This is a genomic window from Pandoraea bronchicola (genome assembly GCF_902459805.1).
GTDB classification, from domain to species: Bacteria; Pseudomonadota; Gammaproteobacteria; order Burkholderiales; family Burkholderiaceae; genus Pandoraea; species Pandoraea bronchicola.
Map to the genome: position 1 here is coordinate 13,160 of NZ_CABPST010000022.1, position 22,502 is coordinate 35,661.

Annotated in this window: 24 protein-coding genes, 1 tRNA gene and 1 pseudogene; 11 read left to right on the forward strand and 15 right to left on the reverse strand. The window is 61.7% G+C overall.

Going from position 1 to position 22,502, the window contains the following annotated elements:
• Window positions 1–71: 71 nt before the first annotated feature.
• From xth to PBR20603_RS23810, 3 genes are all read right to left on the reverse strand, one after another.
• Window positions 72–851 (reverse strand): exodeoxyribonuclease III, encoded by a 780-nt coding sequence (gene xth / locus PBR20603_RS23800; protein ID WP_150561920.1) that lies wholly within the window; start codon window positions 849–851, stop codon window positions 72–74.
• Between the two features lie 126 nt (window positions 852–977).
• On the reverse strand, window positions 978–1,169 hold the full coding sequence (locus tag PBR20603_RS23805) for a helix-turn-helix transcriptional regulator (protein WP_150561921.1): 192 nt from the start codon (window positions 1,167–1,169) through the stop codon (window positions 978–980).
• A 244-nt stretch (window positions 1,170–1,413) separates the two neighbouring features.
• A complete protein-coding gene (locus tag PBR20603_RS23810) occupies window positions 1,414–1,782 on the reverse strand; it encodes a DNA cytosine methyltransferase (protein WP_246174966.1) in 369 nt (122 codons plus the stop codon).
• 51 nt (window positions 1,783–1,833) lie between these two features.
• Here PBR20603_RS23810 and PBR20603_RS23815 point away from each other — a divergent pair, with 51 nt between their 5' ends.
• Window positions 1,834–2,076 (forward strand): DUF4376 domain-containing protein, encoded by a 243-nt coding sequence (locus PBR20603_RS23815; protein WP_174978045.1) that lies wholly within the window; start codon window positions 1,834–1,836, stop codon window positions 2,074–2,076.
• Between the two features lie 78 nt (window positions 2,077–2,154).
• On the opposite strand, the gene PBR20603_RS23820 is transcribed toward PBR20603_RS23815, so the two are convergent.
• Window positions 2,155–2,895: a class I SAM-dependent methyltransferase gene (locus PBR20603_RS23820; RefSeq protein ID WP_217426004.1), complete on the reverse strand. Its 741-nt coding sequence runs from the start codon at window positions 2,893–2,895 to the stop codon at window positions 2,155–2,157.
• 382 nt (window positions 2,896–3,277) lie between these two features.
• Here PBR20603_RS23820 and PBR20603_RS23825 point away from each other — a divergent pair.
• A pseudogene (locus PBR20603_RS23825) lies at window positions 3,278–4,381 on the forward strand (IS3 family transposase).
• Between the two features lie 489 nt (window positions 4,382–4,870).
• Window positions 4,871–5,107 (forward strand): hypothetical protein, encoded by a 237-nt coding sequence (locus PBR20603_RS23830; protein ID WP_150561924.1) that lies wholly within the window; start codon window positions 4,871–4,873, stop codon window positions 5,105–5,107.
• A gap of 282 nt (window positions 5,108–5,389) precedes the next feature.
• Here the strand turns inward: PBR20603_RS23830 and PBR20603_RS23835 are convergent, their stop codons facing one another.
• The gene (locus PBR20603_RS23835) at window positions 5,390–6,127 is read right to left on the reverse strand and encodes a riboflavin synthase subunit alpha (protein WP_150561925.1); all 738 of its coding nucleotides are present in this window, start codon (window positions 6,125–6,127) and stop codon (window positions 5,390–5,392) included.
• A gap of 123 nt (window positions 6,128–6,250) precedes the next feature.
• Between PBR20603_RS23835 and PBR20603_RS23840 the strand changes: the two genes are divergently transcribed.
• Together PBR20603_RS23840 and PBR20603_RS23845 are read left to right on the forward strand one after the other, a co-directional pair.
• Complete coding sequence (locus PBR20603_RS23840) at window positions 6,251–6,505, forward strand: hypothetical protein (RefSeq protein WP_150561926.1); 255 nt, start codon at window positions 6,251–6,253, stop codon at window positions 6,503–6,505.
• Window positions 6,506–6,577: 72 nt separating this feature from the next.
• Complete coding sequence (locus PBR20603_RS23845; protein ID WP_150561927.1) at window positions 6,578–6,808, forward strand: hypothetical protein; 231 nt, start codon at window positions 6,578–6,580, stop codon at window positions 6,806–6,808.
• Between the two features lie 104 nt (window positions 6,809–6,912).
• Here PBR20603_RS23845 and PBR20603_RS23850 read toward each other — a convergent pair whose 3' ends face one another.
• Window positions 6,913–7,995 carry a calcium:cation antiporter gene (locus tag PBR20603_RS23850; protein WP_150561928.1) on the reverse strand — a complete coding sequence of 361 codons (1,083 nt, stop codon included), beginning with the start codon at window positions 7,993–7,995 and terminating at the stop codon, window positions 6,913–6,915.
• Window positions 7,996–8,382: 387 nt separating this feature from the next.
• Between PBR20603_RS23850 and PBR20603_RS23855 the strand changes: the two genes are divergently transcribed.
• The 6 genes from PBR20603_RS23855 to PBR20603_RS23880 all read left to right on the forward strand — a co-directional run bounded on the left by PBR20603_RS23855 (window position 8,383) and on the right by PBR20603_RS23880 (window position 13,516).
• On the forward strand, window positions 8,383–9,111 hold the full coding sequence (locus PBR20603_RS23855) for a FadR/GntR family transcriptional regulator (RefSeq protein WP_150561929.1): 729 nt from the start codon (window positions 8,383–8,385) through the stop codon (window positions 9,109–9,111).
• A 78-nt stretch (window positions 9,112–9,189) separates the two neighbouring features.
• The gene (locus tag PBR20603_RS23860; RefSeq protein WP_150561930.1) at window positions 9,190–9,945 is read left to right on the forward strand and encodes an SDR family oxidoreductase; all 756 of its coding nucleotides are present in this window, start codon (window positions 9,190–9,192) and stop codon (window positions 9,943–9,945) included.
• A 19-nt stretch (window positions 9,946–9,964) separates the two neighbouring features.
• Complete coding sequence (locus PBR20603_RS23865; protein WP_150561931.1) at window positions 9,965–10,825, forward strand: fumarylacetoacetate hydrolase family protein; 861 nt, start codon at window positions 9,965–9,967, stop codon at window positions 10,823–10,825.
• Between the two features lie 103 nt (window positions 10,826–10,928).
• On the forward strand, window positions 10,929–11,690 hold the full coding sequence (locus PBR20603_RS23870) for an SDR family NAD(P)-dependent oxidoreductase (protein ID WP_150561932.1): 762 nt from the start codon (window positions 10,929–10,931) through the stop codon (window positions 11,688–11,690).
• A gap of 264 nt (window positions 11,691–11,954) precedes the next feature.
• Window positions 11,955–12,644, forward strand: coding sequence for a DNA-3-methyladenine glycosylase I (locus PBR20603_RS23875; RefSeq protein ID WP_150561933.1), 690 nt, complete (start codon window positions 11,955–11,957; stop codon window positions 12,642–12,644).
• Window positions 12,644–13,516, forward strand: coding sequence for a 23S rRNA (adenine(2030)-N(6))-methyltransferase RlmJ (locus PBR20603_RS23880; protein ID WP_150561934.1), 873 nt, complete (start codon window positions 12,644–12,646; stop codon window positions 13,514–13,516). Before PBR20603_RS23875 ends, PBR20603_RS23880 begins: the two co-directional genes overlap by 1 nt.
• Before the next feature lie 33 nt (window positions 13,517–13,549).
• Here the strand turns inward: PBR20603_RS23880 and PBR20603_RS23885 are convergent, their stop codons facing one another.
• The 9 genes from PBR20603_RS23885 to PBR20603_RS23925 form a co-directional block, all read right to left on the reverse strand.
• Complete coding sequence (locus PBR20603_RS23885; protein ID WP_150561943.1) at window positions 13,550–14,269, reverse strand: pseudouridine synthase; 720 nt, start codon at window positions 14,267–14,269, stop codon at window positions 13,550–13,552.
• Between the two features lie 101 nt (window positions 14,270–14,370).
• Entirely contained in the window at window positions 14,371–15,105 is a 735-nt protein-coding gene (locus PBR20603_RS23890) for an ABC transporter permease (protein ID WP_150561944.1), read from the reverse strand.
• 109 nt (window positions 15,106–15,214) lie between these two features.
• The gene (locus PBR20603_RS23895; protein WP_150561935.1) at window positions 15,215–16,399 is read right to left on the reverse strand and encodes an ABC transporter substrate-binding protein; all 1,185 of its coding nucleotides are present in this window, start codon (window positions 16,397–16,399) and stop codon (window positions 15,215–15,217) included.
• Window positions 16,400–16,433: 34 nt separating this feature from the next.
• On the reverse strand, window positions 16,434–17,285 hold the full coding sequence (locus PBR20603_RS23900) for an ABC transporter ATP-binding protein (RefSeq protein ID WP_150561936.1): 852 nt from the start codon (window positions 17,283–17,285) through the stop codon (window positions 16,434–16,436).
• Complete coding sequence (locus PBR20603_RS23905) at window positions 17,282–18,421, reverse strand: acyl-CoA dehydrogenase family protein (protein ID WP_150561937.1); 1,140 nt, start codon at window positions 18,419–18,421, stop codon at window positions 17,282–17,284. The genes PBR20603_RS23900 and PBR20603_RS23905 overlap by 4 nt, the downstream gene beginning before the upstream one ends.
• Window positions 18,418–18,984: a carboxymuconolactone decarboxylase family protein gene (locus tag PBR20603_RS23910; RefSeq protein WP_150561938.1), complete on the reverse strand. Its 567-nt coding sequence runs from the start codon at window positions 18,982–18,984 to the stop codon at window positions 18,418–18,420. The genes PBR20603_RS23905 and PBR20603_RS23910 overlap by 4 nt, the downstream gene beginning before the upstream one ends.
• A gap of 178 nt (window positions 18,985–19,162) precedes the next feature.
• Window positions 19,163–20,131, reverse strand: coding sequence for an AraC family transcriptional regulator (locus tag PBR20603_RS23915; RefSeq protein WP_246174967.1), 969 nt, complete (start codon window positions 20,129–20,131; stop codon window positions 19,163–19,165).
• A 474-nt stretch (window positions 20,132–20,605) separates the two neighbouring features.
• Window positions 20,606–20,690: transfer RNA gene (locus PBR20603_RS23920), tRNA-Leu, on the reverse strand.
• 149 nt (window positions 20,691–20,839) lie between these two features.
• Window positions 20,840–21,754, reverse strand: coding sequence for a LysR family transcriptional regulator (locus tag PBR20603_RS23925; protein WP_150561945.1), 915 nt, complete (start codon window positions 21,752–21,754; stop codon window positions 20,840–20,842).
• Window positions 21,755–22,502: the final 748 nt, after the last annotated feature.

The window sequence follows — 22,502 nt, forward strand, 5'->3', positions numbered from 1 at the left end:
GCTTCGCCACACGAAAAAAACGGCACCTGATTCGGGTGCCGTTTTGCATTGCCTACGGGAAACGCGTGGTGTCAGTCCTTGAACGTGGCAACGACCGGGGTGTGATCCGAAGGCTGCTCCCACGTGCGCGGCACGCGATCGATTTCACAAGCGGTGCAGCGCTCTGCCAGCGCGGACGACACGAGAATGTGATCGATGCGCAGCCCGGCATTGCGTCGGAAGGCGCCCATGCGATAGTCCCACCAACTGAACGTCTTCTCGGGTTGGTCGAACATGCGGAAGGTATCGCGCAAGCCAAGCCCCTGCAAACGGGCGAACGCCTGACGTTCCTGTGGCGACACCAGATTCTGGCCTTCCCATTTCGCAGGGTCATGCACGTCGCGGTCTTCGGGGGCGATGTTGTAATCGCCTAGCAGCGCGAGCTGCGGATGACGCGCCATTTCATCGGAGAGCCAATGGGTGAGGGCGTCGAGCCAGTTCAGCTTGTAGGCAAACTTGTCCGAGCCGACAGCCTGTCCGTTCGGGAAGTAGCCGCAGACCACGCGCACGCCGCCGATGGTCGCGGTGATAAGGCGCTGCTGCTCGTCGGCAAAGTTCGGCAGATTCTTGACGAGATCCTTGGCTTCCCCCACTTTTGCGTGGTTGACCAGCAGCGCGACGCCGTTATACGTTTTTTGCCCCGTGAAGTGCGACGTATAACCGAGCGCAGCGATGTCCGTGATCGGGAAGTTCTCGTCAGTGAGCTTCAGTTCCTGAAGGCAGAGAACGTCGACCGGATTGCTGCGCAGCCAATCCTGCACGTGGCCGACGCGAACCTTGAGCGAATTGACGTTCCAGGTGGCAAGTTGCATGAAAAACGTATCTCTTTAATTGGCGGTGATTTCTTGGGTGTTTTGCCGACGAATTTCTTGTCTAGCTACCCATGTTGGGGGTGGTGGGCGCGGGACGAAACACCGTGGCTCCAGCATTGTAGGCGACTATCCAGCGGATCGCGATTGTCCCACCAACTGCTCGATGCTCTCGGCTGTAATCCCGCTGGCGTGCTTGCCGATCTTCGCCAGTTTGAGTTTCCCATCGTCGACCATCCGGTAAACGGTTGCCTTCGAAACCCCAAGTTGCCCCATTGCTGATTTCACTCGGTAGCGCTTCGGGGATGTCGGTGTGTTCATGTTCAAATTCTCCAATCTCTCGCAGTGACCCGCAGAATCTCTTTCAGAGCTTCGGCCTCGGCCGTTGGTGCTAGCTGTATCACTCTTTTCTCAAACGCCCGTTTGGTTGGGCTGGGTATTCCTTAATTTTTCGGCGGATCTGCACGCGTAGACTGTCCTGACCGTGACGCAAGGTTGTGCCCCCGCACCACGGATTCATGGCCCATCCATCGTGATGGGCTCTTTTTCGTGGCCGGGTGGGTGGTCATGCTGCTCGCTCAATTTCCAAGTTCTCGACTCTCTGGATACGCTCGCCGATCCAAGGCATCACGTTCGCAGCCATGCGGTTACCGAGGGCTTTGTAGCGTGGGCCGTCCGGAGCCTTCGCACCGGGCAGTGGCGTGTAATCGTCAGGGAAGCCCTGAAGGCGCTCGCACTCGCGCGCGGCGTGAGCCGACGCACTGCCGAGCCGACCATGACCGCTTGATGGCCGCCGCCGTTCGTGTGGCTGCTGGCATGCCCCATCGAACGTTGCGTCGCTGCGATATCGCCTACGGCGAACCCGTTGCGTCCACTGGCTTTGCAGTCGAAGGCGATGGCCGGTGCGTGTGCGCCGGCGGCAAGCGGATGGCACGGACCGCCCGGTTTCGGGTTGCTGTGGTTGTCGGGGCTCGTGATCTGCGTCGTGTCGAAGGCAACGTTGCTTACTGCGACCACTGGATATGATATTTCAGGCGCGACACCAGAAGGTTTCTACTGGGTGGCGCGCGACAATGTGTGCGTTCCGTTCACGCTTGCGGACCTCAAGGGCTTATACGGCGTAATGCTCGCCCAAGGCAACGCGGCGTTCAACAAACTGCAGACGTTGAAGGCGGCTGTGCGCGCTGCTGCGACAATCGCCGCCGTTCAAGCCGTCACCTGGGGGTAGGTGCCCGTCCTGCAGGGGCGACACCCAGGCAGCAGCATTGGGTTCCGAACGCTATGCGCGGCGGTTCCGAAGAGATGTCTAAAAAGATATGCCGATGCCGCCCCCCGGATACCAATGGTTCTCCGGCTTTTCCGAGAAGAAAACAAAACTGCGGCCGGCTTCTACGGAGAAATTATCGAGGCTATCCGAGCAATGAGCGTTGTCACTGAGAATAACGCCATGTTCTGTCATTTTCTCTGCGACCACGTGATATTCGCTCATCTCATACTCGACGCTATGGTCGCTGTCATTGATGAACAAATCGATCGGGGAAGAGAACTTCTTCAGTGACTCGATCGAGTCTCCATACAGAATTTCTCCGTATTCTGCGTATTTGCCGCGAAGGAGCTTGCCGGCCTTGGGGTTTATATCGGTGCCGTAATAGCGACCCCGAAATCCTTCGCTCGCGTTACGGGCGAGAGCGCTCGTCAACACGCAAGAACCGACGCCGTGATCGACGCCAGTTTCGATGATCACCTTCGGTTTTATGATCCGAGCGATAGCGTACCAACCTACGCGGCGCGCGTAATTGACGTCGATGTCTCGCCCATATTTCGCGTCGCGAACCGCATCGCTGATGTGTGAGCGAAGCACCTCGTCATTCTCGAGTTCATCGAAATAGGTCAGAATTGAAGATCGAGATTCACCGGTGAGATTTGACAATAAATGGGCAAGATGACTGCGATTTCGAGGCGTGAGCTTGTAATAGAAATTTGAGTCCTCGGTCCGCAGTTTAGACCACGTGCCAATCAACCTCATCGAGTCTCGGTAGTAGCTCATGGCAAACGCCCGTCGCACCTGTCTGCGAAGGGCGACCTTTAGGAAATTCCTCACAGGTCGAGGTAGTTGACGTCCAATCTCTAAAAGCATTTCGAGTACTCCTGCTGATTTAGTTATTAGACATTTATTTTGGCATTAATCATAGCATGCCCAAGTCATTCATCAGCCAGGACATCTTGGCCCGGTCTGCCTTTGATTTTTCTGGGGTTCATATGGCGAGAGGTGATGCTTCGACCGCGGACGATAGGAACGCGCTCGCGCGTTTCGCCTTGTGGGCTCCGCAAAATGCGTGATTGACGATCGGTATGTGTGACCTGTCCTGCGTATTTCTTACCAACCGAATCTAGAGATAATGGCTCATCAGGTCAGACGAGGAGTCGGCATGAAGAAGAGCCGGTACAGTGACGAGCAGATCGTGCGAATTCTGCGCGAAGCGGATTGAGATACGATTCCCGAGGTGGCCAAGCGCAACGGCGTGAGCGAAGCGTCGATTTACGCATGGTGCAAACGTTTCCGCGAGATGGTTAGCGATGATCAAGCGCCTCAAGACGCTTGAGGCGGAGAACGCACGGTTAAAGAAAATGGTGGCTGAGCGCGATCTTGAGATTGAGGTCATGAGGGAGATCGGCGCAAAAAAGTGGTGAGCGCACAGGTTCGCTGTGAACAAGCCCGGTTCGCGATGGCACGGGGTTTGAGTCAAAAGCGAGCGTGTGCGCTGATGCAGGTCAGCCGTTCGAGCTTGAGCTATGCGTTGAAGATGCCAAGCAAGAATGCGCGGGTGATCGAGGCTATGCGAACGTTGTCGGGACATAACCCGTGCTTCGGCTCTCGTCGCATCCGCGTGCTGCTGGAGCGAGAGGGCATCGTTGTCGGCCGCGATCGATGTGCCTCGCTCTGGGCTCGGGCAGGCCTGCAAGTGCCGAGGAAACGGCGTAGACGCCGGGTTGCCGGCAGCCGTCCGAGGCCTCATGCGCCAGCGGCCCGTAACTCGGTGTGGTGCTATGACTTCGTGTTCGACGCCTGCGCAAACGGACAGCAAGTCAAATGTCTGACCGTGGTCGACGAATATACGCGCGAATGTCTGGCAATTGACGTAGCAGGCTCGATTCGCTCGCATCGCGTCGTTGAAGTGCTGAGCCGACTCGTCAGCGTGCACGGCGCACCGCGTTTATTTGGTCGGACAACGGGCCGGAATTTGTCAGCACGGCGCTGTTGAAATGGGAGGTCCAGGACCAGATCGAGACAGCGTTGATTGATCCGGGCAAGCCTTGGCAGAACGGCACCAACGAAAGCTTCAACGGAAAACTCCGTGATGAATGTTTGGCGATGGAGTGGTTTCGAAACCGGATCGAGGCAAAGATTGATCGAGGACTGGCGGAATCACTACAACGAAGTGCGTCCGCACTCGAGTTTGCAGTACCTAACCCCCGCAGAGTTTCGTCGGGTTAGCGAACGTAGTTCAACCATTAGGGCCGTGAATCTCTAGACGCCCGTGGTACGAAAAAATCAGTCAGGTCAGGGTAGCCGGCGCATTATACGTGTCCTAGCTACCCATTTTTTTACGAGCCAGCGTGATACGTGCTGAGTCTTGGTGAATCGCAAAATCCTTGTGTGGTGTGGGATTCTAGAAATTCTTGATTCGCTTTGCGACACGCTGAGACTGCGATGCAACTTGCGGGTGGCAAGTTGCATAGAAAATCGTGTTTATTTGTTTGGTGCGGATTGGGTGAGGGCATAGCTACCGATGTCTCGCCTGGCAGGCGGATCGCTACGAAACACCATGCCCCGCATTGTAGGCGACTATCCCGCCGGCCGCGATTGTCCGACCCATCGCTGTGTGACGGCTACGAGACGAAGCCGGCATAAGTGTTGGGGGCGGCTGTTGAGGGAGTACCATCGGTGTAAGCGTTGTGGCTCAATAGACGGCTGTGCTTTTTTTGAGCATGCCGTGTCCTCGAAGATGTCGGAGGTGGCGATGGAACGGACGATTGCATATCGTGGCTTCGAAATCTACGTAGAGCTGAAGTCGATCACACCGGATATGTTCGACGCATGGTTTCGTGTCGATGGCCCAATCAAGCCGGCAGGTGTCGTGGCGCTTGGTACGCCCATCAAGGTTCGCAATGGACCGTTTTCGCGTCGCTGGGCCTATCTGGTCGCGGAGATCGCCGGTCAGGCAGCGATCGATGTCATCCTCGGCGCCCCTGAATAGAATTGGCTGAGGCATGAGCAGGGCACGCTTCGACATGTGATGGCGGGCTTCCTGGCATGAAGTCCGCCTTGACGTCGCCGCAGTGCCTGCCACAGATTAGGTGAAACTCGGGCCGCCGTCAGATTTCGCCCCGGCTTGCGTTTGGCGACTCATCGATGGATCGACGGATCAGGACATTGCCGGGCGCGCCAGATGGTTTGTCATTCCCCGCGAGCCAGGCCGAGACACTCGCAACCCTCGCTGGTGTCAAGTTACGTCAATGGCCCTTGATGGACGGCAGGCTCAGGCCTTGGCCGCCGGCTTGTCGTCTGCATTACCCGAGGGCAATTGCGGCACGCCGACGAAGTCGTCCAGCGAAAGGCCCTTTTCCTTGAGCAGCGCTTCGAGCACCGGTTGCAGGCGGCCAAGACTTTCCTGGACCGCTTCACGTACCGTGTCGACCACTACCTGCGTGCTGCGCTCGATCTCGATATTCACGCGCGTGCCGGCGAGCTTGTCTTCGAAGGTCGTCATGCGGCGCGTCTCCGGAATCAGCCACACTTCGAACCAGCCTTCCTGCCGATTCACTTCCGAGACCGTCAGGCTCGCGCCATTGATCGCGATGTAACCCTTCGCAAAGACATACTTGCGAAACGCTTCCGGAATAGCGATGCGCAACACGCGATTGGTGTCCGACGTGCGTACGCTGAGAATCTCCGTCGAGAAGTCGATATGGCCCGACAGCGGATGGCCGCCGATTTCGGCGCCATCCTTCGCAGCGCGCTCGACGTTGACCTGCGCGCCAACGCCGAAGCTGCCAAGCGTCGTGACGTTCAGACTTTGGAGGATGACGTCGAACGACGCGGCAGTGGGCGAGAGCAGTTGCGTGACCGTCAGGCACACGCCATCGACCGAGACGCTGGCCCCGAGGGTAAGGTCTTCGCAGAAGCCTTCGGGAAACGCCAGCTCGAGGGTGCGCATGCCGTCGCGATCTTCGATGGACGACAGCTTGGCCGTGCCTTGAACAATTCCGGTGAACATCGTGGTGTCGGTAACTAGAGTCGTGGGTTGCTATGCCGCAGTATTCTACTGCCTTGCGCGGGTATGCCGCTCGTCATGCGACGTGCTACGATGCCGCCTTTTCGTAGGATCGACAGGATCGATATGGGTTTCGAAGGCTGCCTGCTGGCGGAGGACTTCTACTATTGGGCGGAGACGTCGCCCGCGCCGGACGGGCAGTTCCACGGCGTGGTGCATTTTACCGGCTGGCGCGATGTGGATGACGTCATCGAAACGCTGGACCCGCCGCTTACCCATACCACGCCTGATGGCTACCGATGGGCAGGCGACGCGCTCGAAGCCGCTCACGCGCTGGCAAAGACGCTGGCCGCCGACGGCAGCCTTGGTATCGACCTCTGATCCTCTGAACCCTTGATTTGATTCCGCCTGCCTGACGCCTGGCGGGCGGGCAAGCCCACAACGGACAGCATCATGACCCAGACAAAATTTGAAATTCAGAAGCGCAAGGGCCTGAAGATCGACGCCGGTGTGCGTCGCGGCCCGCAAGGTGGCAAGCAAGTCGGCGCGCAAGGCAAGCGCAATGCCGCCGGCAGCAAGTTGCTGGGTGCGCTGCTTGGTGTGCCGGCAGACGAGACGCATGCTGCCGACACGGCCAGCGCAACGCCGAACGACACGAAAAAGCAGGGCGCCAGCCAGGACTGAGCGAACACCGGCGCGGCTGACGCCACGGCGCCCAGCCGCTTTGGCGTCGACCGGATTGACCGGATCGACGACAACCCGGCCGGACGGGCGGCGTGGCCCGCCAATCAGGGCACGATCGCCAGGAATAGGAAGGTCGCGAACAGCACCAGGTGGACGGCCCCTTGCAGCACGGTCGTGCGTCCGGTGCCGAGCGTGATCACGCCGACGAGCAGCGTGACAGCGAGCAACACCATTTCCTTCGGCGCCAGACCGAGTTCAATATGCTGGTCGAGTAACAACGAGACGGCCGCCACGGTCGGGATCGTCAGCCCGATACTCGCCAGCGCCGAGCCGAGTGCCAGATTCAGACTCGTCTGAAGTTTGTTCGCACGAGCGGCGCGCAGGGCCGCCAGACCCTCCGGCAACAACACCAGCGCTGCAATCACAATACCTACGACCGCCTTCGGTGCGCCGGCTACCGCTACCGCATTTTCGACGGCGGGCGAGAGCTTTTTCGCGAGACCGACAACGGCCAGCAGCGCCACGACCAACAGCCCCAGACTCAGCATGGCCATGCCGCGCGATGGCGGCGGCACGTGGACTTCTTCACTCGGTGCTTTCGAGAGGAAGTAGTCACGATGGCTCACCGTCTGAACGAACACGAACACCATGTACAGCACGAGCGAAATCATGCCTTCGAAGGCCAGTTGTGATGCCGTGAGCCCCGGGCCCAGGACCGAGCTGGTGTAGTTCGGCAGGACCAGCGTGAGCACCGACAGGGCGCACAGCACTGCGAGCGCGGCACTCGCGCCTTCGACGTGAAAGCCTTGCGTGTGGTGACGTACACCGCCGAAGAGCAGGCACAGACCCACGATCCCCGTCGATACGATCATGATGGCCGCGAACACGGTGTCTCGCGCCAATCCCGCTTTGTCGGGGCCGCCCGAGAGCATCACCGAGACGATCAGCGCGACTTCGATGATGGTCACGGCCACCGCGAGCACAAGCGTGCCGAACGGCTCCCCCACTCTATGGGCGACGGTTTCGGCGTGATGCACAGCGGAAAATACGGCGCCGGCCAGCGCGACGGCACATAACGCGAGCGCTGCGCCATAAGGCAGGAACCCGGCGACGCCGAGCGCAATGAGGGCCACGATCGGCATGTACATGGTCCAGTCGACCCGCTTGGCGGTCTTTGAGGAGGACATCGTCGGAGACTCCAGAATTCGGGGAACGGGTACGGCTTGAGGTACGGCAAATCAAGCAACGGCGGGAACATTGCCCCGGTGAGAACGTCGGGGCGGCGGCTCATGGTCGCAGAAAAGTGTCACACCGACAACAAGCGGGCGTTGCCTCGCACACCATGGGCCGCGTAACGAAAGACTGCCGAGAAGCGCATGAACAAACGATCTCGTGCAACTACGCTTTTGACTCCGAGCCGGATTTCATGGGGAAATTCCATCGGACGAATGCCGAATTCGGAAGTTGCAGCGCTGCCGTTGACATTCGACGGGCGGCAAGCGTAATGTTCGGTTCATTGGTCTTACCACTGAATGGTCGCATTTGCTGCGGCCGTCTGCCTCTGCTCCCACGCCATGCCATTCGATCCCATCGTGCAGGTTTCCGTCGCCGAGCAAGTCGCACAGCGCCTGCTCACGATGATTCGTACCGGCCTGCTCAAGCCCGGTCAGCAGCTTCCGCCTGAACGCGATCTGGCGAGCATGCTGGGCGTCGGGCGCCCGGCCGTACGTGAGGCGATCCGGGGGCTGGCATTGCTGGGCCTGCTGCGCATCCGGCAAGGCGAGGGGACATTCGTCGGATCGCTTGAGATGCGGGAATTGCTCGAGCCGCTCGAGATGGTTATCGAGCTGAACGCCGGTACGCTCGAAGCACTCTTCGACGCCCGGCTGGTCATCGAGCCGGGGGTCGCGGCGCTTGCCGCCACGCATATCAGCGATGCGGATATCGCAACGCTGCACGGGCTCGTCGACGATGAACAAACGTTCCTTGATGATCCGGAGACGTTCTCTGCGGCGGATATGGCGTTTCACGAGACGATCATCGATGCCTGCGAGAACCCGTTTCTGCAAAGCATCGCGAACAGCCTTTATCTGCTTGGCAAGAAGAGCCGCCGTGTGACGTCGCGTGTAGGGGGGGTACTGGAGCGCAGCCTTCAGGACCATCGCTGCATCCTCGACGCGCTTGAGTCTCGCAACCCCGAGCAGGCAGCGCACGCGATGCGCCGTCATCTTTGCCGTGTGCGCGACGCCTATGCGGCGTCGGCCAGCCCGGCCGAGGTCGTGCCGGGCACAAGTGACGTCTGATTCGTCTGCCGCTATCAACGCACGCCGCATCCATCCCGAACATATCCCACCGTTTCACGGGGCCACGAGGAGACACCCATGACAGGCCGGCTGGCGGGCAAGACCGCCGTCATTACCGCCGCAGCGCAAGGCATCGGCCGCGCAAGCGTCGAAGCGTATTTGCGCGAAGGCGCCCGCGTGATCGCGACCGATCTGAACGCCGAGACGCTGGCGACGCTCGACGCTCACCCTCATTTACTGCGACGCCCGCTCGACGTTACCGATGGCGCAGCGGTCGCGGCGCTTGCCGATGAACTCGGCGCCGTCGACGTGCTGTTCAACTGCGCGGGGTTCGTGCATCACGGCTCGATTCTGGAGTGCGACGAAGCGGCGTGGGACTTCTCGTTCGATCTGAACGTCAAGAGCATGTACCGGACCACGCGCGCCTTTGTGCCGGCCATGCTGGCGGCAGGTGGCGGGGCGATCATCAACATGTCGTCGGCGGCGTCGAGCGTGAAGGGCGTGGCCAATCGCTGCGTCTACGGCGCGAGCAAGGCTGCCGTGATCGGGTTGACGAAGTCGATTGCCGCCGACTTCGTGGCGCGTGGCATTCGCTGCAATGCCATCTGTCCGGGCACGGTCGAATCGCCGTCGCTGCGCCAGCGTATCGCCACGCAAGCTGGCGCGACAGGCACGAGTCTGGCGACGGTGCGCGAGCAATTCGTGGCCCGTCAGCCGATGGGGCGGGTCGGCACGCCCGAAGAGATTGCGGCACTGGCCATCTACCTGGGCTCGGACGAATCCGCTTTCACCACCGGCGCCATCCATCTGATCGACGGCGGCTGGTCCAACTGATTTCGCTAGGAGAATTGCTTTGAAACTGCTGCGTTTCGGCCCGAAGGGCCAGGAAAGGCCGGGGTTGCTCGATGCCGACGGCCAAGTGCGTGACCTCTCCAATGTGCTCGCCGACATTACCCCGGAGACGCTGAGCCCGCAGGGGCTGGCAGCGTTGCGCGCGCTCGACGTGAAGTCGTTGCCGGTGGTGGCCGCACCGGTGCGTCTGGGGGTGCCGTTCTCGGGGCTGGGTAAGTTCTTGGCCGTTGGCCTGAACTACAGCGATCACGCCGCCGAGTCGGGGCTGGCCGTGCCGTCCGAGCCGGTCCTCTTCACCAAGTGGGAGAACTGCCTGAACGGGCCGAACGATCCCGTGGTGCTGCCCAAAAACTCGGTCAAAGGCGACTGGGAGGTGGAACTGGGTTTCGTCATCGGCACCACAGCACGCTATGTGCCGCTCGAACGGGCGCTCGATTATGTGGCGGGCTATTGCGTGGTCAACGACGTGTCCGAGCGCGAGTACCAGATCGAGCGGGGCGGCACGTGGGACAAGGGCAAGGGCTTCGATACGTTCGGGCCGGTTGGTCCGTGGCTCGTGACGACCGACGAGATCCGCGATCCGCAACAGCTCGGACTCTGGCTCGATGTGAACGGCGTGCGCCGGCAGACGGGGAACACCTCGACGATGATCTTCAGCGTTGCGTATCTTGTGCACTACCTGAGCCAGTTCACCACCCTGAAGCCGGGCGATCTGGTGACGACCGGCACGCCGCCGGGCGTAGGGCTGGGCCAGAAGCCGCCGGTGTTTCTCAGGCCGGGCGATGTCATGCGGCTGGGCATCGACGGTCTGGGTGAACAGACGCAGGAAGTCCACGCTTACGACACGCGCTGGCTCGACTGAGCGCGTGCCAGATTCCCTTCATATCCATCCTGTAGGGTGACGAATGACCGGCGGCGCTGGCCGCCGCCGTATCCGTCAACGACAGTATCGGGAGCGATCCATTATGCAAGACCTGAGAGGTAAATTCGTTCTGATTACCGGCGCGAGTACCGGCATCGGTGCGGCGGCGGCCAAGGCCTTCGCGGCGCAAGGGGCGAACGTGGCCGTGCACTACAACCGCTCGGCAGACAAGGCCGAGGCCGTGGCCGAGGCGGTGCGGGCGTACGGCGTGAAAGCGATGACGGTGGCCGCCGATGTGGCGGATACGGGCGCTATCGACGCCGCTGTGGCGCATGTCCTCGATGGTTTCGGACGCATCGACGTACTCATCAATAACGCGGGCAGCCTTATCAAGCGCACGCCCTTCACCGAAGTCTCCGATGCCTATTTCGACGATGTGCTCAACATCAACGCGCGTTCGGTCGTGGCATTCTCGCGTGCTGTCGTGCCCGCGATGCGCAAGCAGGGAGGGGGGGCGATCGTCAACGTGACATCGATTGCCGCGCGTCACGGTGGCGGCCCGGGGGCGCTGATCTACGCGGCGGCCAAGGGATTCGTGAGCACGCTCACGCGCGGTATGGCGAAGGAACTGATGCCGGACCGCATTCGCGTGAACGCGGTGTCGCCGGGCGTCATCATGACGCCGTTCCATGAGCAATTCAGCACGCAAGCGCAGATCGAGGCCTTCCGTCAGAGTATTCCAATGGGGCGTCTCGGCGATCCGGACGAGTGCTCGGGCGCGTTTCTGTATCTCGCTTCGGAGACATTGGCCAGCTACGTTACCGGACAGATCATCGAGGTCAATGGCGGCCAGTTGATGCTCTGACGACGTTCGGCGTGAGCCGTGAGGGCGGGGACGGGGGCGGTAGTCGCGCCATCCGATCCCGGCGGGTAGCGCGTCCGAGCGCGGCCGTTCGGGGCGTATTCTGCATTTTCCCCGGAAATGTCTGCATCGGCATTGCCGTGGAACGCAAAGTCGCGCCTGGTGCGGGCTTGCCGTTTCGCTTCTCTGGCGATTACTGGCACACTTGCCCCATTCGTCTGCATAAGTCCGCAGTCCTGGCGCGCGGACGCAACTATCGAGGGGCAAATGGAACGCTGTCCGTGGAGTGAAGGCTTCGAGCAGTATCGTCGGTATCACGACGAAGAGTGGGGGGTACCGCTGCGCGATTCGCGTGCATTGTTCGAGTTGCTGATGCTCGAAGGGGCGCAGGCCGGTCTGTCCTGGTCCACCATTCTCAAAAAGCGCGATACCTACCGCAAGGCATTCCACAACTTTGATCCTGAGCGCATCGCAGCGTATGGCCCGGAGGACGAGGCGCGATTGATGTCGGATGCCGGGATCGTGCGCAACCGGCTCAAGGTCAGCGGGGTCATCAAGGGCGCACGAGCGTATCTGGCAATGGAGGCGGGGGGGACGCGCTTCAGCGATTTCGTCTGGCAGTTCGTTGGGGGAGAGCCGCTGCAAAACCGATGGACGGCGCTTGGCGAGGTGCCGGCGAGCACGGCCGTGTCGGATGCGATGAGCAAGGCGTTGAAGAAGGCGGGATTTACCTTTGTGGGCTCAACCATCTGCTATTCGTTCATGCAGGCGGCGGGGATGGTGAATGATCATCTCGTGGCGTGTCCGCGCCACAAGGCGGTGAAAGCGGTGAAAGCGGTAAGCGCGGTAAAGGCGTGCGCATTGCCGGGCGGCAAAAACGGCCCCGCGCAGGGCCGGAAACGCCGTGCGGGTGCATCGTCGGCTACAATCGCGCCTGACGAATCAGGATCTGCCTAATGTTCAGCTACCGCCACGCCTTTCACGCCGGCAACCACGCCGACGTGCTGAAACACTTCATCGCCGTTGAATGCATCGATTACATGCGCCAGAAAGACACGGCGTTCTGGTATATCGACACGCATGCAGGCGCAGGCGGCTACGCGCTCGACGGCAAATGGGCCGACAAGACGGGCGAGTTCGAGACCGGCATTGGCCGCCTCTGGACGCGCGACGACCTGCCGCCGGCGCTCGCGGACTACGTCGCGCTGGTGCGCGAGTTCAACCCGGACGGCAAGCTGCGCTATTACCCGGGCTCGCCGTACTTTGCCCTGCAACTATTGGGGGACCGCGACCGGCTGCGTTTGTTCGAGGCGCACCCGACCGAGCAGGAAGTGCTGCGCGAGAATTTCGAAGCGCAGGGCCGCGCCGTAGCGCGTCGCACGATGATTTTTGGTGCCGATGGGTTTGCGGGGCTCAAGACGATTTTGCCGCCGGCACCGCGCCGTGGGTTCACGCTGATCGACCCGTCGTATGAAGACAAGCGCGATTACACACGTGCGACACAGACCGTGCAGGAAGGTCTCGACCGTTTCCCCACGGGCATGTATGCCGTGTGGTATCCGCTGGTGCAGCGTCGCGAGGCGACGCAACTGCCCGAGCGCATGAAGCGCCTCACGATCAACGGGCAACCTATCAAGAGCTGGGTGCACGCCGCGCTGACCGTGTGCAATCCGGTGCCGGGCGGCATGGGGTTGCACGGCAGCGGCATGTTCATCGTGAACCCGCCGTACATGTTGCAGGACACCCTCAAGGCGACCTTGCCGTATCTGGTCACGACGCTCGGTCAGGACAAGGGCGCCAAGTTCCTGCTGGAAGGCCGGCAGAACTGAGGCGTCGCGTTGCGAATCCTCAGTTCGCGACGCTCATTTGCCTGAGCCAGGCGCTTCGTACGGCAGCGACAGCAGTTCTTCCGGCGACAGATAGCGCCATTCACCCAGCGCGAGGTTGCCCATCGGCAAGCCGCCGATGGCGGTTCTGACTAGCCCCTCGACCCGATTACCCGCCGCTGCGACCATCCGCTTGACCTGGTGGTATTTGCCTTGCGTGATCGTTAGTGCGATCTCATGAGACGAGGGACTCATGACGTCGAGCGCGGCGAGCGGTTCGGTTTCGTCGCGAAGCAGAACGCCGTCGCGCAATGCCTGCAGCATCTCCTCGGTGACCGGATGCTTGGTCGTCGCCACGTAGCGCTTGGGCACGTGGCGGCGTGGCGACATCATGGCGTGCAAAAAGGGCCCGTCGTCGGAGAGCAGCAGCATGCCAGTCGTATCCTGATCGAGGCGACCGGCCGGCTGCACGCCGCGTACGGCCAACGGCAATGGCAGCAGCGAATGCACACCCTCGTGGTGAGTCGGACTTGTGGAGCACTCGAAACCCTCGGGCTTATTGAGCAGCACGTAGACGTGTTCGCGGTATTCCCACGGTTCGCCGTCAAGCGTGAATTGCAGACCCAGGGGGTCCACCGACTCGCGCGGATTGTCGTGCACGGCGCCGTCGATGGCGAAAGCGCCGGTTTGGATAAGCTTGCGGCACATCTTGCGACTGCCGAAGCCCTGCGATTGCAGTAAACGATCTAGCTCGATGATGCGTTCTCCGTCAGGCATCGTGAATTCAGGCCGCTATTGTAGCGGCCTGGGCTCAGGTGCCATAGCCTCTCGAAGCCTGTCGGTGACGCGCTGCTCGCTCAGTCGTCTTGCATGGCGCCGCTGAAACGGCGGTAGATGAAGCGTGCCGCCCAGTCGAGCAGGAAGCCCAGGACGCCGATGACGAGAATGACAGCCGTCAGTTCCGAGTACGCGAGGCGATCGCGCGTGTCGAGAATCAGATAGCCCAGTCCCGCATTGACCCCGAGCATTTCCGCTGGCACCAGTACGATCCAGAGAATGCCGATGGCGAGGCGCACGCCCGTCAGCACGTGGGCGGCGATGCCGGGCACGTAGACGTGCCAGAGCATTTCCCAGCGCGTGGCAGCAAGGCTCTCACCCAATTGCACCCAGCGGCGGTCGATATGGGTGACGCCCGCCGCGGTGCTCATGACCAACGGCCACAGCGCGGCAAACGCGAGCAGAAAGTACACCGCCGGGTCGCCGACACCGAGCGACATGACCGCAATGGGCATCCACGACAGCGGCGACACCATCCGCAAGAACTGCAGTGACGGCGTGAGTGTTTTGTCCAGCCAGCGAATGCGCCCGATCAAGAAGCCCAGCGGAACGCCGAGTATGACGGCCCATGCCAGTCCGACGCCGATGCGTCGCAGGCTGGACAGCATGTGCAGCCCCAACTGTTCATCGCGAATGAGGTCGGGGAGGGCGCTCAGGGCAGCCGCCGGCGAAAATTGTGCGGCGAGCGAGCCAGGCGTGGTGAAGATCGCGATCCCGAGCCACCAGATCGCGACGATGCCGGCCAGTCCCGCCATCCCGAGCCATGCCTGTCGACCGGATCGCACGGGCGATGGACTCGCCGGCGCATCGCGGGTCGCGGAGTGCGCCGCGCTCACGTTCTCGGCGACCCGATTGGACGCAAGATCAGACAACGATCACCTCCTGCCGCGTGAAGCCATCCGGCAGGCCGAACGCCTTCATCCCGCCAACGGCCGCAATGCTCTTCTTGACGAACCGGTCGTCGACGAGATCGCGCGCGACAAATGCCGGATCGAGCTTGGTGAGGAATTGCGCATTGCCCTCGACCTGCGTTTTCTGCATGTGACGCACGAGCGCTTCGGTGTAGCTCGGATACGGGTAAGGCTGGAAGTCGATGCGTTTTTCGTGCCAGTCGGCGTGCACGATCGCCTTGTCGGCAAGGTAGCGGCCTTGCTCCGATGCGGCCGGTGCCAGCACGCGTTGCAAGACCAGGAACGGATGCGGGGTGTAGCGATTCTCGCCTTCCTTTGACAACAGGCGAGCCGCGTCTTCCGGATGGGCTCGCGTCCATGCTTGCGCCTTGACGATGGCGTCGACCACCTTTTGCGACCATTCCGGACGCGATGTCAGATCGCGCTCGTGCATCGTCACGACGCAGCACGCGTGGTTCTTCCACACGTCGCCGGTGAAGCGAAGCACCTTGCCGACCTTCAGGTTCTCGGCTGCGGCGTTGAACGGTTCGGCCACGATGTAGCCGGCGATTTGCTTGGCGGCAAGTGCCGGTGGCATATCCGACGGGGCCATCACGATCAGGTTGACTTCGTTGGCTGCGGGCGCACCGGACTTTTTCAGGACGGGTGTCAGGCCGTTGGCGGCGAGCAAACCTTGCAGCACGACGTTGTGAATCGAATACCAAAACGGCACGGCCACCGTTTTGCCGCCAAGATCGCTCACCTTGTTGATGTCATTCGTCACGGTAATCGCGCTGCCGTTGACGTGATTCCACGCCACGACCTTGGCTTGCGCCTGGCTGCCGTATCGCGCCCACACGGTCATCGGGGAGAGCAGGTGAACGACGTTGACTTGTCCCGAGAGGAAGGCTTCGATCAACTGTGCCCAACTGCGCAGCAGCGTCGGCTTTTCCGCCTTGATGCCCGCCTGCTCGAAATACCCGTTGTTGTGAGCGACCAGCAGTGGGGTGGCGTCAGTAATCGGCAGATAGCCGATGCGCAATGGCGCGTCCGGCTCGGCGGCGGCACGTGCGGCCGCCGAGGCCAGCAGCGGGGCGGCACCTGCAACGGTCATCATCGAAGCGAGCTTGAGCCATTCGCGGCGGGAAATTTGGCACATGGTCTGGGAATCCCCGTAGGTAGGACGGTGTGGTCTATTGTGTTTGACGCGGCGTCGCATCGCGAGACATGGCGTGCTGCAACGCTTGCAGAATTTCAATGCGCAATGTGCCCAACGCCTGCACTTGCGCTTCACGCGGCGATGGCAAGTCAACTTGCCACTGCGCCAACGTACGGCCCCGATTGCCGAGCAGCACGATGCGATCGGAGACAAGCAATGCTTCGTCAATATCGTGGGTGACGAGGACAGTTGCGGCGCCAGTGTCGCGAACGACGGTCACCAGCAGACGCTGCATGTCGGCGCGTGTGACTTCGTCGAGTGCGCCAAATGGCTCATCAAGCAGCAGCGCGCGCGGTTGGCGCGCAAGGCAGCGGGCAAGCGCGACACGCTGCGCCATGCCGCCGGAGAGCTGGCGGGGACGCAGTTGATGCGCGTGCGAAAGGCCCACTTCGGTCAGCGCGGCATCGATCCGCGCGCGTCGTGCTTCGCGCGTGAGCGCCGGTTGCCGTGCGAACGTCAGCCCGAAGGCAACATTGCGCTCCACGGACAGCCACGGCAGCAGGCATGGGTCTTGAAAGGCCAGTGCGACGTCGGGCCGAGGGCCGGTCAGTGGTGACCCGTCGACTTCGACCGTGCCGTCGCTCGGGGGAAGCAGGCCCGCAGCAATACGCAGCAACGTCGATTTGCCGGAGCCGCTCGGTCCGAGAACGGAAACGAGTTCGCCCGGCGCGACGCAAAGGTCAACACCTCGCAGGATCGGCCGGTCGCCGTACGACAGGCCGATGTTGCGCAGTTGCAGAAAGGACGATGCGCGGGCATCCCCCTCGCGCGCGGTGGCGATGAACGTGTCGGTGTGCGCGCGTTGCGTCGCCGTGGGTTGTGTCATGAAGCCGTTCCGGTCTTGAGTTGCTGCGCGCGTTGTGCCGCGAGCTGGTTCTTCAACTGCACAAGGCTGGGCGTGACGATGGGAACAAAGGCGGCCTCGCGCTGACGTCGTGCAACGCCCGACAATCCGCGCAGATAGCCCCGCCCGCCGCCCGTCTGGACTTCCAGCGTGGCGGCGCCATGCACCACGTCCGCGAGCGCAATGCGCAGTTCGAACAGGCGCGCAGGCGTCTCGATAAAATCGCCCTGAGCGACGCCTGCCTTCAGGCGAGCTCTGAGTGTATCAAGTTGCTCTGACAGCGCGGCGACCTCATCGGCCACGGCAGCGCGGGCGCCCGGTCCCCCTTCATCGGTGCCCGCGAGACTGCGCCGCGCGAGGCCCAGCGACATGCCGCATTGCAGCCCGAGGAATGCCGGACGCACACGCACCAGCCAGGCCGGCGCGTTGTCGGTGATGCGGTCGTCATCGGTCAGCGGCGTGTCGGTCATCTGCAACGCTGCCGTATTGGTGCCGCGCAAGCCGATCAAATCCAGATCGTCGCTGCGTGTGACGCCCGGTGCATCGTGGGCGATGGCAAAGATCGACGGCGGGCCACCGGCTTCGTGATCCGCGGCTGCCGCGGCGACGAATCCCTGCTTGCGCAAGTTGGTGATCCACGGCAATCCACCGCTCACTTGCCACGCCGGCTTGCCGCTCGCGCCATGCTCGCCCGGCGCGTCCGCTGCGCGGATTTGCAGCGGCTCGATGGCGGAGAGGTACTTCATGGCGTTCGATAGCCCCGTCGCGCCTGCGAGCTCGCCTGAAAGCAGGGCGGGCAGTAGCCGGTCACGCAACCCTTGGTTCGGGCTTTGCAGCAGGTACTCGATGAACGTGCGTTGTCCCCACAGCACGAAGGCTGCCGCAAAGGAGTGCTCGGCAACGTCGGCGACACTGTCGATCGCATCGCCAATCGTGCCGCCAGCCCCGCCCAGCTCGGTCGGCACGCCAATGCGCAACAGGCCGGCAGTCGCCAGTTGCGGTACGACTTCGCCACAGTGCGTGGCATCCGTGTCGAGCGTCTCGGCGTGGGTGTCGAGCCAGGCCGCGAGCGCTGGGGCGCGTGCGGCGAGTCCGCGCAGGCTGGCGTGCGTGCTCATGCGGTGTGTTCCTTGGGCTCCCAGCGGTAGGCCGCCAGTTGCGGATTCAGTTCGTTTTGCGAAAGATTGTTCGCGAAGTTGCACAGTGTAGCCAACGACACGCCCAGGACGACCTCAAGCGCCGCAGCGTTGTCGAAGCCGGCTGACTTGAAGGCGGTGAACGCCGCGTCCGACACGGCGCCGCGCGTGGCGATTACGGCGCGCGTGAAGACGGCCACTGCGTCGAGCCTGGCGTCAGACAGTTGGCGTTGGTCGCGAATCTCGTTGACGAGAGCCTCTGGTAATTGTGCCTTCTTCAGTGCGACAGCCGTGTGGCCCGCGACGCAGAAGCCGCAGCCATGAATGCCGGCGGCCGTGATCTGCACGACTTCGCGCTCGGCAAGCGTCAGGCTGGCGCGGCCGTTGATGGCGCCCACGGTCAGGTACGTTTCAAGCGCCGTCGGAGCGTTGGCGAGCGACGCCACCAGGTTCGGAAGGAAACCGTTTGCTGCAAGCGATTTTTCCAGGAACGGACGGCTCGCTTCCGGGGCGGTCTCAAGGGTATGCAATGGCAGTCGGCTCATATCGGGCTCCTTACAGTCGAGCTTCCATTGTGCGCAAGCTCGGCCGGATGCTCAATGCGCGCACGTCTGGAAATTCTGCGGATTTGTCTCAGCGCACCACGGCGCTGTCTCGGTGAGTGGCCGGCAGTCGCCACAGGGGTGTGGTTTGGCGTCGGTGAACGACGCGGGCGCTCGCGGGTCAGTGCAGCGGGTAGGCGATGGCAGGCGCGGGGTGTGTCGCGACAGCGACGGGTGAGGCGAGGCTGTTGGCTTGGCGTCGCCATGCGCCCGGCTGGATTCCGGTCACCCGTTTGAAGGCTTGTGCAAAGGCCGATTCGGACTGGTAGCCGACTTGCTCCGCCGCTTCAGGCAGTGAGACGCCCTCGCGCAGCAAGGCCGCCGCAGTCTTCATTCGGACCAGGGTGACGAACTGCGCGGGCGGCTGACCACCGATCTGCGCGAACTGCTTGCAAAAGCGCGCCCGCGACATGTGGACGAACGCCGCCATTGCATCCGTCGTCCAGCGCTCGCCCGGTGACTCGATGATCGCCGCTGCCAAGCGGCCGAAGGCGTCGCGCCGCATCAAACGCCACATGCCCGGGGCAACATCTTCGGCATGGACCGCTTCGCGCAACGCATAGTAAAAAAGGAGGTCGGTCAGACGGGCCAGCAGCGGCGAAGGGGCCTCCCCCGGGCGGCGTGCCTCCGCCTGGATCAGCGAGAAGATCTGCGTCATTCCCTCGAGACGCCCGCTGGCGCGGCGCGCCACGATCGGGTTCGGCAGCATCCCCAGCACCAATGCGTCAAGGTCCGTGCGGAATTCGAAGAACCCGCAGGCCAAGGCGACGGATAGGGTGTCGGTGACCTGATGGCCTGGCTGTGGTGCGAGCGGTGTCATCTTGCCTGCGCGTACCGAAAGGTCGGCAGGCGGCGCCGCATTCGGCGACAGGCAATGCGGCACGTCGGATAGCAAGAAGACGGCATCGCCCGCGTTCAGAGGGATCGTTCGTGCCGGCTGACCACCCCCGGCACCCATGTGCAAATAGCACCCGCCATCCAACACCACATGGAAACTCGCCCGTTGATGTCCAGCCGTCGACGCTTGATATACGCCGCAATATTCGCCCACGTGAAAGAGCGTGCTCTTCAACTCAAGCCCCGCCAACAACCAATCGGCAACCCGATCGGGATGACCAGGATTCTCGGTTGAGAATGCCCGTTGGGCGTCTTGCCCCGCTTGCGTGTTTCGCGTGTCCCTCGTGTCGTCCTGCATCGCCGCCCGCCCGTGTATGCCAAACCCACAGCAAAATTGGCATCCTCCCCACGCACATGACGTTGGGCAACTATTTTTTTGTTGGATGCTTATTCCGGGAGAGACGGGGTGTGGGGGGGCGGTGCGGTGGGCAGGGACCGGGTCAGGGCTTCCGAAAACATACCCTCGATAAGGCCAGCATCAGCAGCACAGCCCAATTCCCTTACGACGCCTGCGGCGCCGAGAGGACTCGGTCACGTTCCGCGACCCCGGCATCGCTTGCAAGCGATGCCTTTCGAGTCCCCACGCAATGTGCGCAGGCACATTGCTTTCTGGGCAGATATGAAAAAAGCCGATGATCTTTCGATCATCGGCTTTTTTGTATTTTTTTGGTGCCCAGAAGAGGACTCGAACCTCCACGGTGTTACCCGCTAGTACCTGAAACTAGTGCGTCTACCAATTCCGCCATCTGGGCCCCGTCAGCTCGCTTACTGCTTGCTCGCTGCGAAGAAACAAGATTATGCCGAGAGGGCAGTGGGCTGTCAACAGATTTGCGCCAGAAATTCAAAAAACTTTCATGTGCCCACCCGACCAATCCGTCGCCCCCTCAATCCACTACACCCACTACGCCGCACGCCCCAAATGCTCCGATCGAATCATATCGATCAAGTGACGCAATCCCGGTAACGTCTGACGCCGGCTCGGATAATACATCGACAACGGCGGCCCATTCACCGCCCAATCCATCAACACCGCCTCCAACGTGCCATTGGACAATTCCACCGATACGTTGCGCTCCAGCACATATCCCAACCCCAAACCTCCCACTGCCGCCGCGATCACGCCATCGCTCTCGTTGATACTCAGCGCACCCGGCACATCTAACTCCACCGCCGTCGATCCATTGCCCAACTCCCACTTGTACAGTGTGTTGTCCCCCAGCCGCATCCGGATGCAATTGTGTGACATCAAATCTTGCGGCACCTTCGGTCTGCCATGCCGCGCAAAGTACGCAGGTGAACCCACCACAATCCACTTCAACGCCGGCGTCAGCGGTGTTGCAATCATGTCGCCAGGTACCGTATCGCCATAACGCATCCCGGCGTCGAAACCCTCCGCCACAATATCCAGCATCCGGTCATCCACCGTCACGTCCAGCTCAATGTCCGGATACGACGCCACAAAGCGCGGGAGAATAGGATCCAGCAGCAAACGCGCCGCATCTCGCGGCACGTTCAGACGCAAACGCCCGGCAGGCGACGCCCGATAACGATCCAGTGCGCCAATCGCCGATGCAATCTGCTCGAGGCCCTGTTCCAATTCCTTCGCCAAGGCCGCTCCCGCCGCCGTGGGCGAAACGGACCGACTCGTGCGGTTCAGCAATTTCACACCCAGACGCGCCTCCAGATTGCGCATCGCGTGACTCAAGGCCGAGGTCGTCACGCCCAACTCCGTGGCGGCCTCCCGAAAACTCTGCCGACGGCAGATCGTGACAAAGACGTTCAAATCGGCAAGCTCGCCGCGAGTGAAGGCAGGCATGTAATTCCCAACAAGTATCAAGATCAAGCAACAAAAACCAAAAACACCCGACAAGCTCAACGTATTAAGCGTTTGTTGAACAATATTCAATTTTTTATGAGGTAAATTCTACAGACTTCCCTTTGAATCTGAAGGGGCGTCATGAGCGACGTGACGCAAACGCGACATATTCTCCGTGTCGATTTGCCGCGCTGCCGTCAATGCACGCATTGGACTTTCGCAGACTTGCCTCAGCCAGCCAGTGTCCGTTGTTCGTCATGTGGTGGGGCGGGGCGGGGCAGCGGGCTTGGTCAAGTGCCTGTGGTTGTGCGTGGTTCTGCCGTTGCGTTCGCGCTTGTCAGTGAGCAACATCCGCTCTGCGCTCCGAAATACCGCGCCTCGCGCGAGTCGGGGCACGCGCTTGATGATGCAAGAACTCCCGGAGATACCGCTATGCGATTGACCAGCACCCAGTTGCTATTTGTGGGCATTGCAACTGGTACAGGAATCTATCTCGTGAATCCGCTGCTTCCTCCAGGCGGTCTTTCACATCAGATATGGAACGGCCTCGCCGCCGGAGGCATAGCATTGGCTTCATCAACCGCGGCGCAATTCATCTGGCGAAGATAAGGTCGTTCGTTTCGCGCCGATTCTGCGCTTGATGAAGGGGTGTCCTGGTAGACGAGGTCAAGTGCGTCTGCCCGCATCGCCGCCAAATGGCTTGGGGAACTCTGTGTGTTTTTTGGGGGGGGGGGGGGGGGGCTGGGGG

Bases quoted from the DNA above. Each gene is read 5' to 3' on its own strand.
- xth (WP_150561920.1), bottom strand. From the start codon at position 851: ATGCAACTTGCCACCTGGAACGTCAATTCGCTCAAGGTTCGCGTCGGC.
- PBR20603_RS23805 (WP_150561921.1), bottom strand. From the start codon at position 1,169: ATGAACACACCGACATCCCCGAAGCGCTACCGAGTGAAATCAGCAATG.
- PBR20603_RS23820 (WP_217426004.1), bottom strand. From the start codon at position 2,895: ATGAGCTACTACCGAGACTCGATGAGGTTGATTGGCACGTGGTCTAAA.
- PBR20603_RS23830 (WP_150561924.1), top strand. From the start codon at position 4,871: ATGGAACGGACGATTGCATATCGTGGCTTCGAAATCTACGTAGAGCTG.
- PBR20603_RS23835 (WP_150561925.1), bottom strand. From the start codon at position 6,127: ATGTTCACCGGAATTGTTCAAGGCACGGCCAAGCTGTCGTCCATCGAA.
- PBR20603_RS23840 (WP_150561926.1), top strand. From the start codon at position 6,251: ATGGGTTTCGAAGGCTGCCTGCTGGCGGAGGACTTCTACTATTGGGCG.
- PBR20603_RS23845 (WP_150561927.1), top strand. From the start codon at position 6,578: ATGACCCAGACAAAATTTGAAATTCAGAAGCGCAAGGGCCTGAAGATC.
- PBR20603_RS23850 (WP_150561928.1), bottom strand. From the start codon at position 7,995: ATGTCCTCCTCAAAGACCGCCAAGCGGGTCGACTGGACCATGTACATG.
- PBR20603_RS23855 (WP_150561929.1), top strand. From the start codon at position 8,383: ATGCCATTCGATCCCATCGTGCAGGTTTCCGTCGCCGAGCAAGTCGCA.
- PBR20603_RS23860 (WP_150561930.1), top strand. From the start codon at position 9,190: ATGACAGGCCGGCTGGCGGGCAAGACCGCCGTCATTACCGCCGCAGCG.
- PBR20603_RS23870 (WP_150561932.1), top strand. From the start codon at position 10,929: ATGCAAGACCTGAGAGGTAAATTCGTTCTGATTACCGGCGCGAGTACC.
- PBR20603_RS23875 (WP_150561933.1), top strand. From the start codon at position 11,955: ATGGAACGCTGTCCGTGGAGTGAAGGCTTCGAGCAGTATCGTCGGTAT.
- PBR20603_RS23880 (WP_150561934.1), top strand. From the start codon at position 12,644: ATGTTCAGCTACCGCCACGCCTTTCACGCCGGCAACCACGCCGACGTG.
- PBR20603_RS23890 (WP_150561944.1), bottom strand. From the start codon at position 15,105: ATGGCGGGACTGGCCGGCATCGTCGCGATCTGGTGGCTCGGGATCGCG.
- PBR20603_RS23895 (WP_150561935.1), bottom strand. From the start codon at position 16,399: ATGTGCCAAATTTCCCGCCGCGAATGGCTCAAGCTCGCTTCGATGATG.
- PBR20603_RS23900 (WP_150561936.1), bottom strand. From the start codon at position 17,285: ATGACACAACCCACGGCGACGCAACGCGCGCACACCGACACGTTCATC.
- PBR20603_RS23905 (WP_150561937.1), bottom strand. From the start codon at position 18,421: ATGAGCACGCACGCCAGCCTGCGCGGACTCGCCGCACGCGCCCCAGCG.
- PBR20603_RS23910 (WP_150561938.1), bottom strand. From the start codon at position 18,984: ATGAGCCGACTGCCATTGCATACCCTTGAGACCGCCCCGGAAGCGAGC.
- PBR20603_RS23925 (WP_150561945.1), bottom strand. From the start codon at position 21,754: ATGCCTGCCTTCACTCGCGGCGAGCTTGCCGATTTGAACGTCTTTGTC.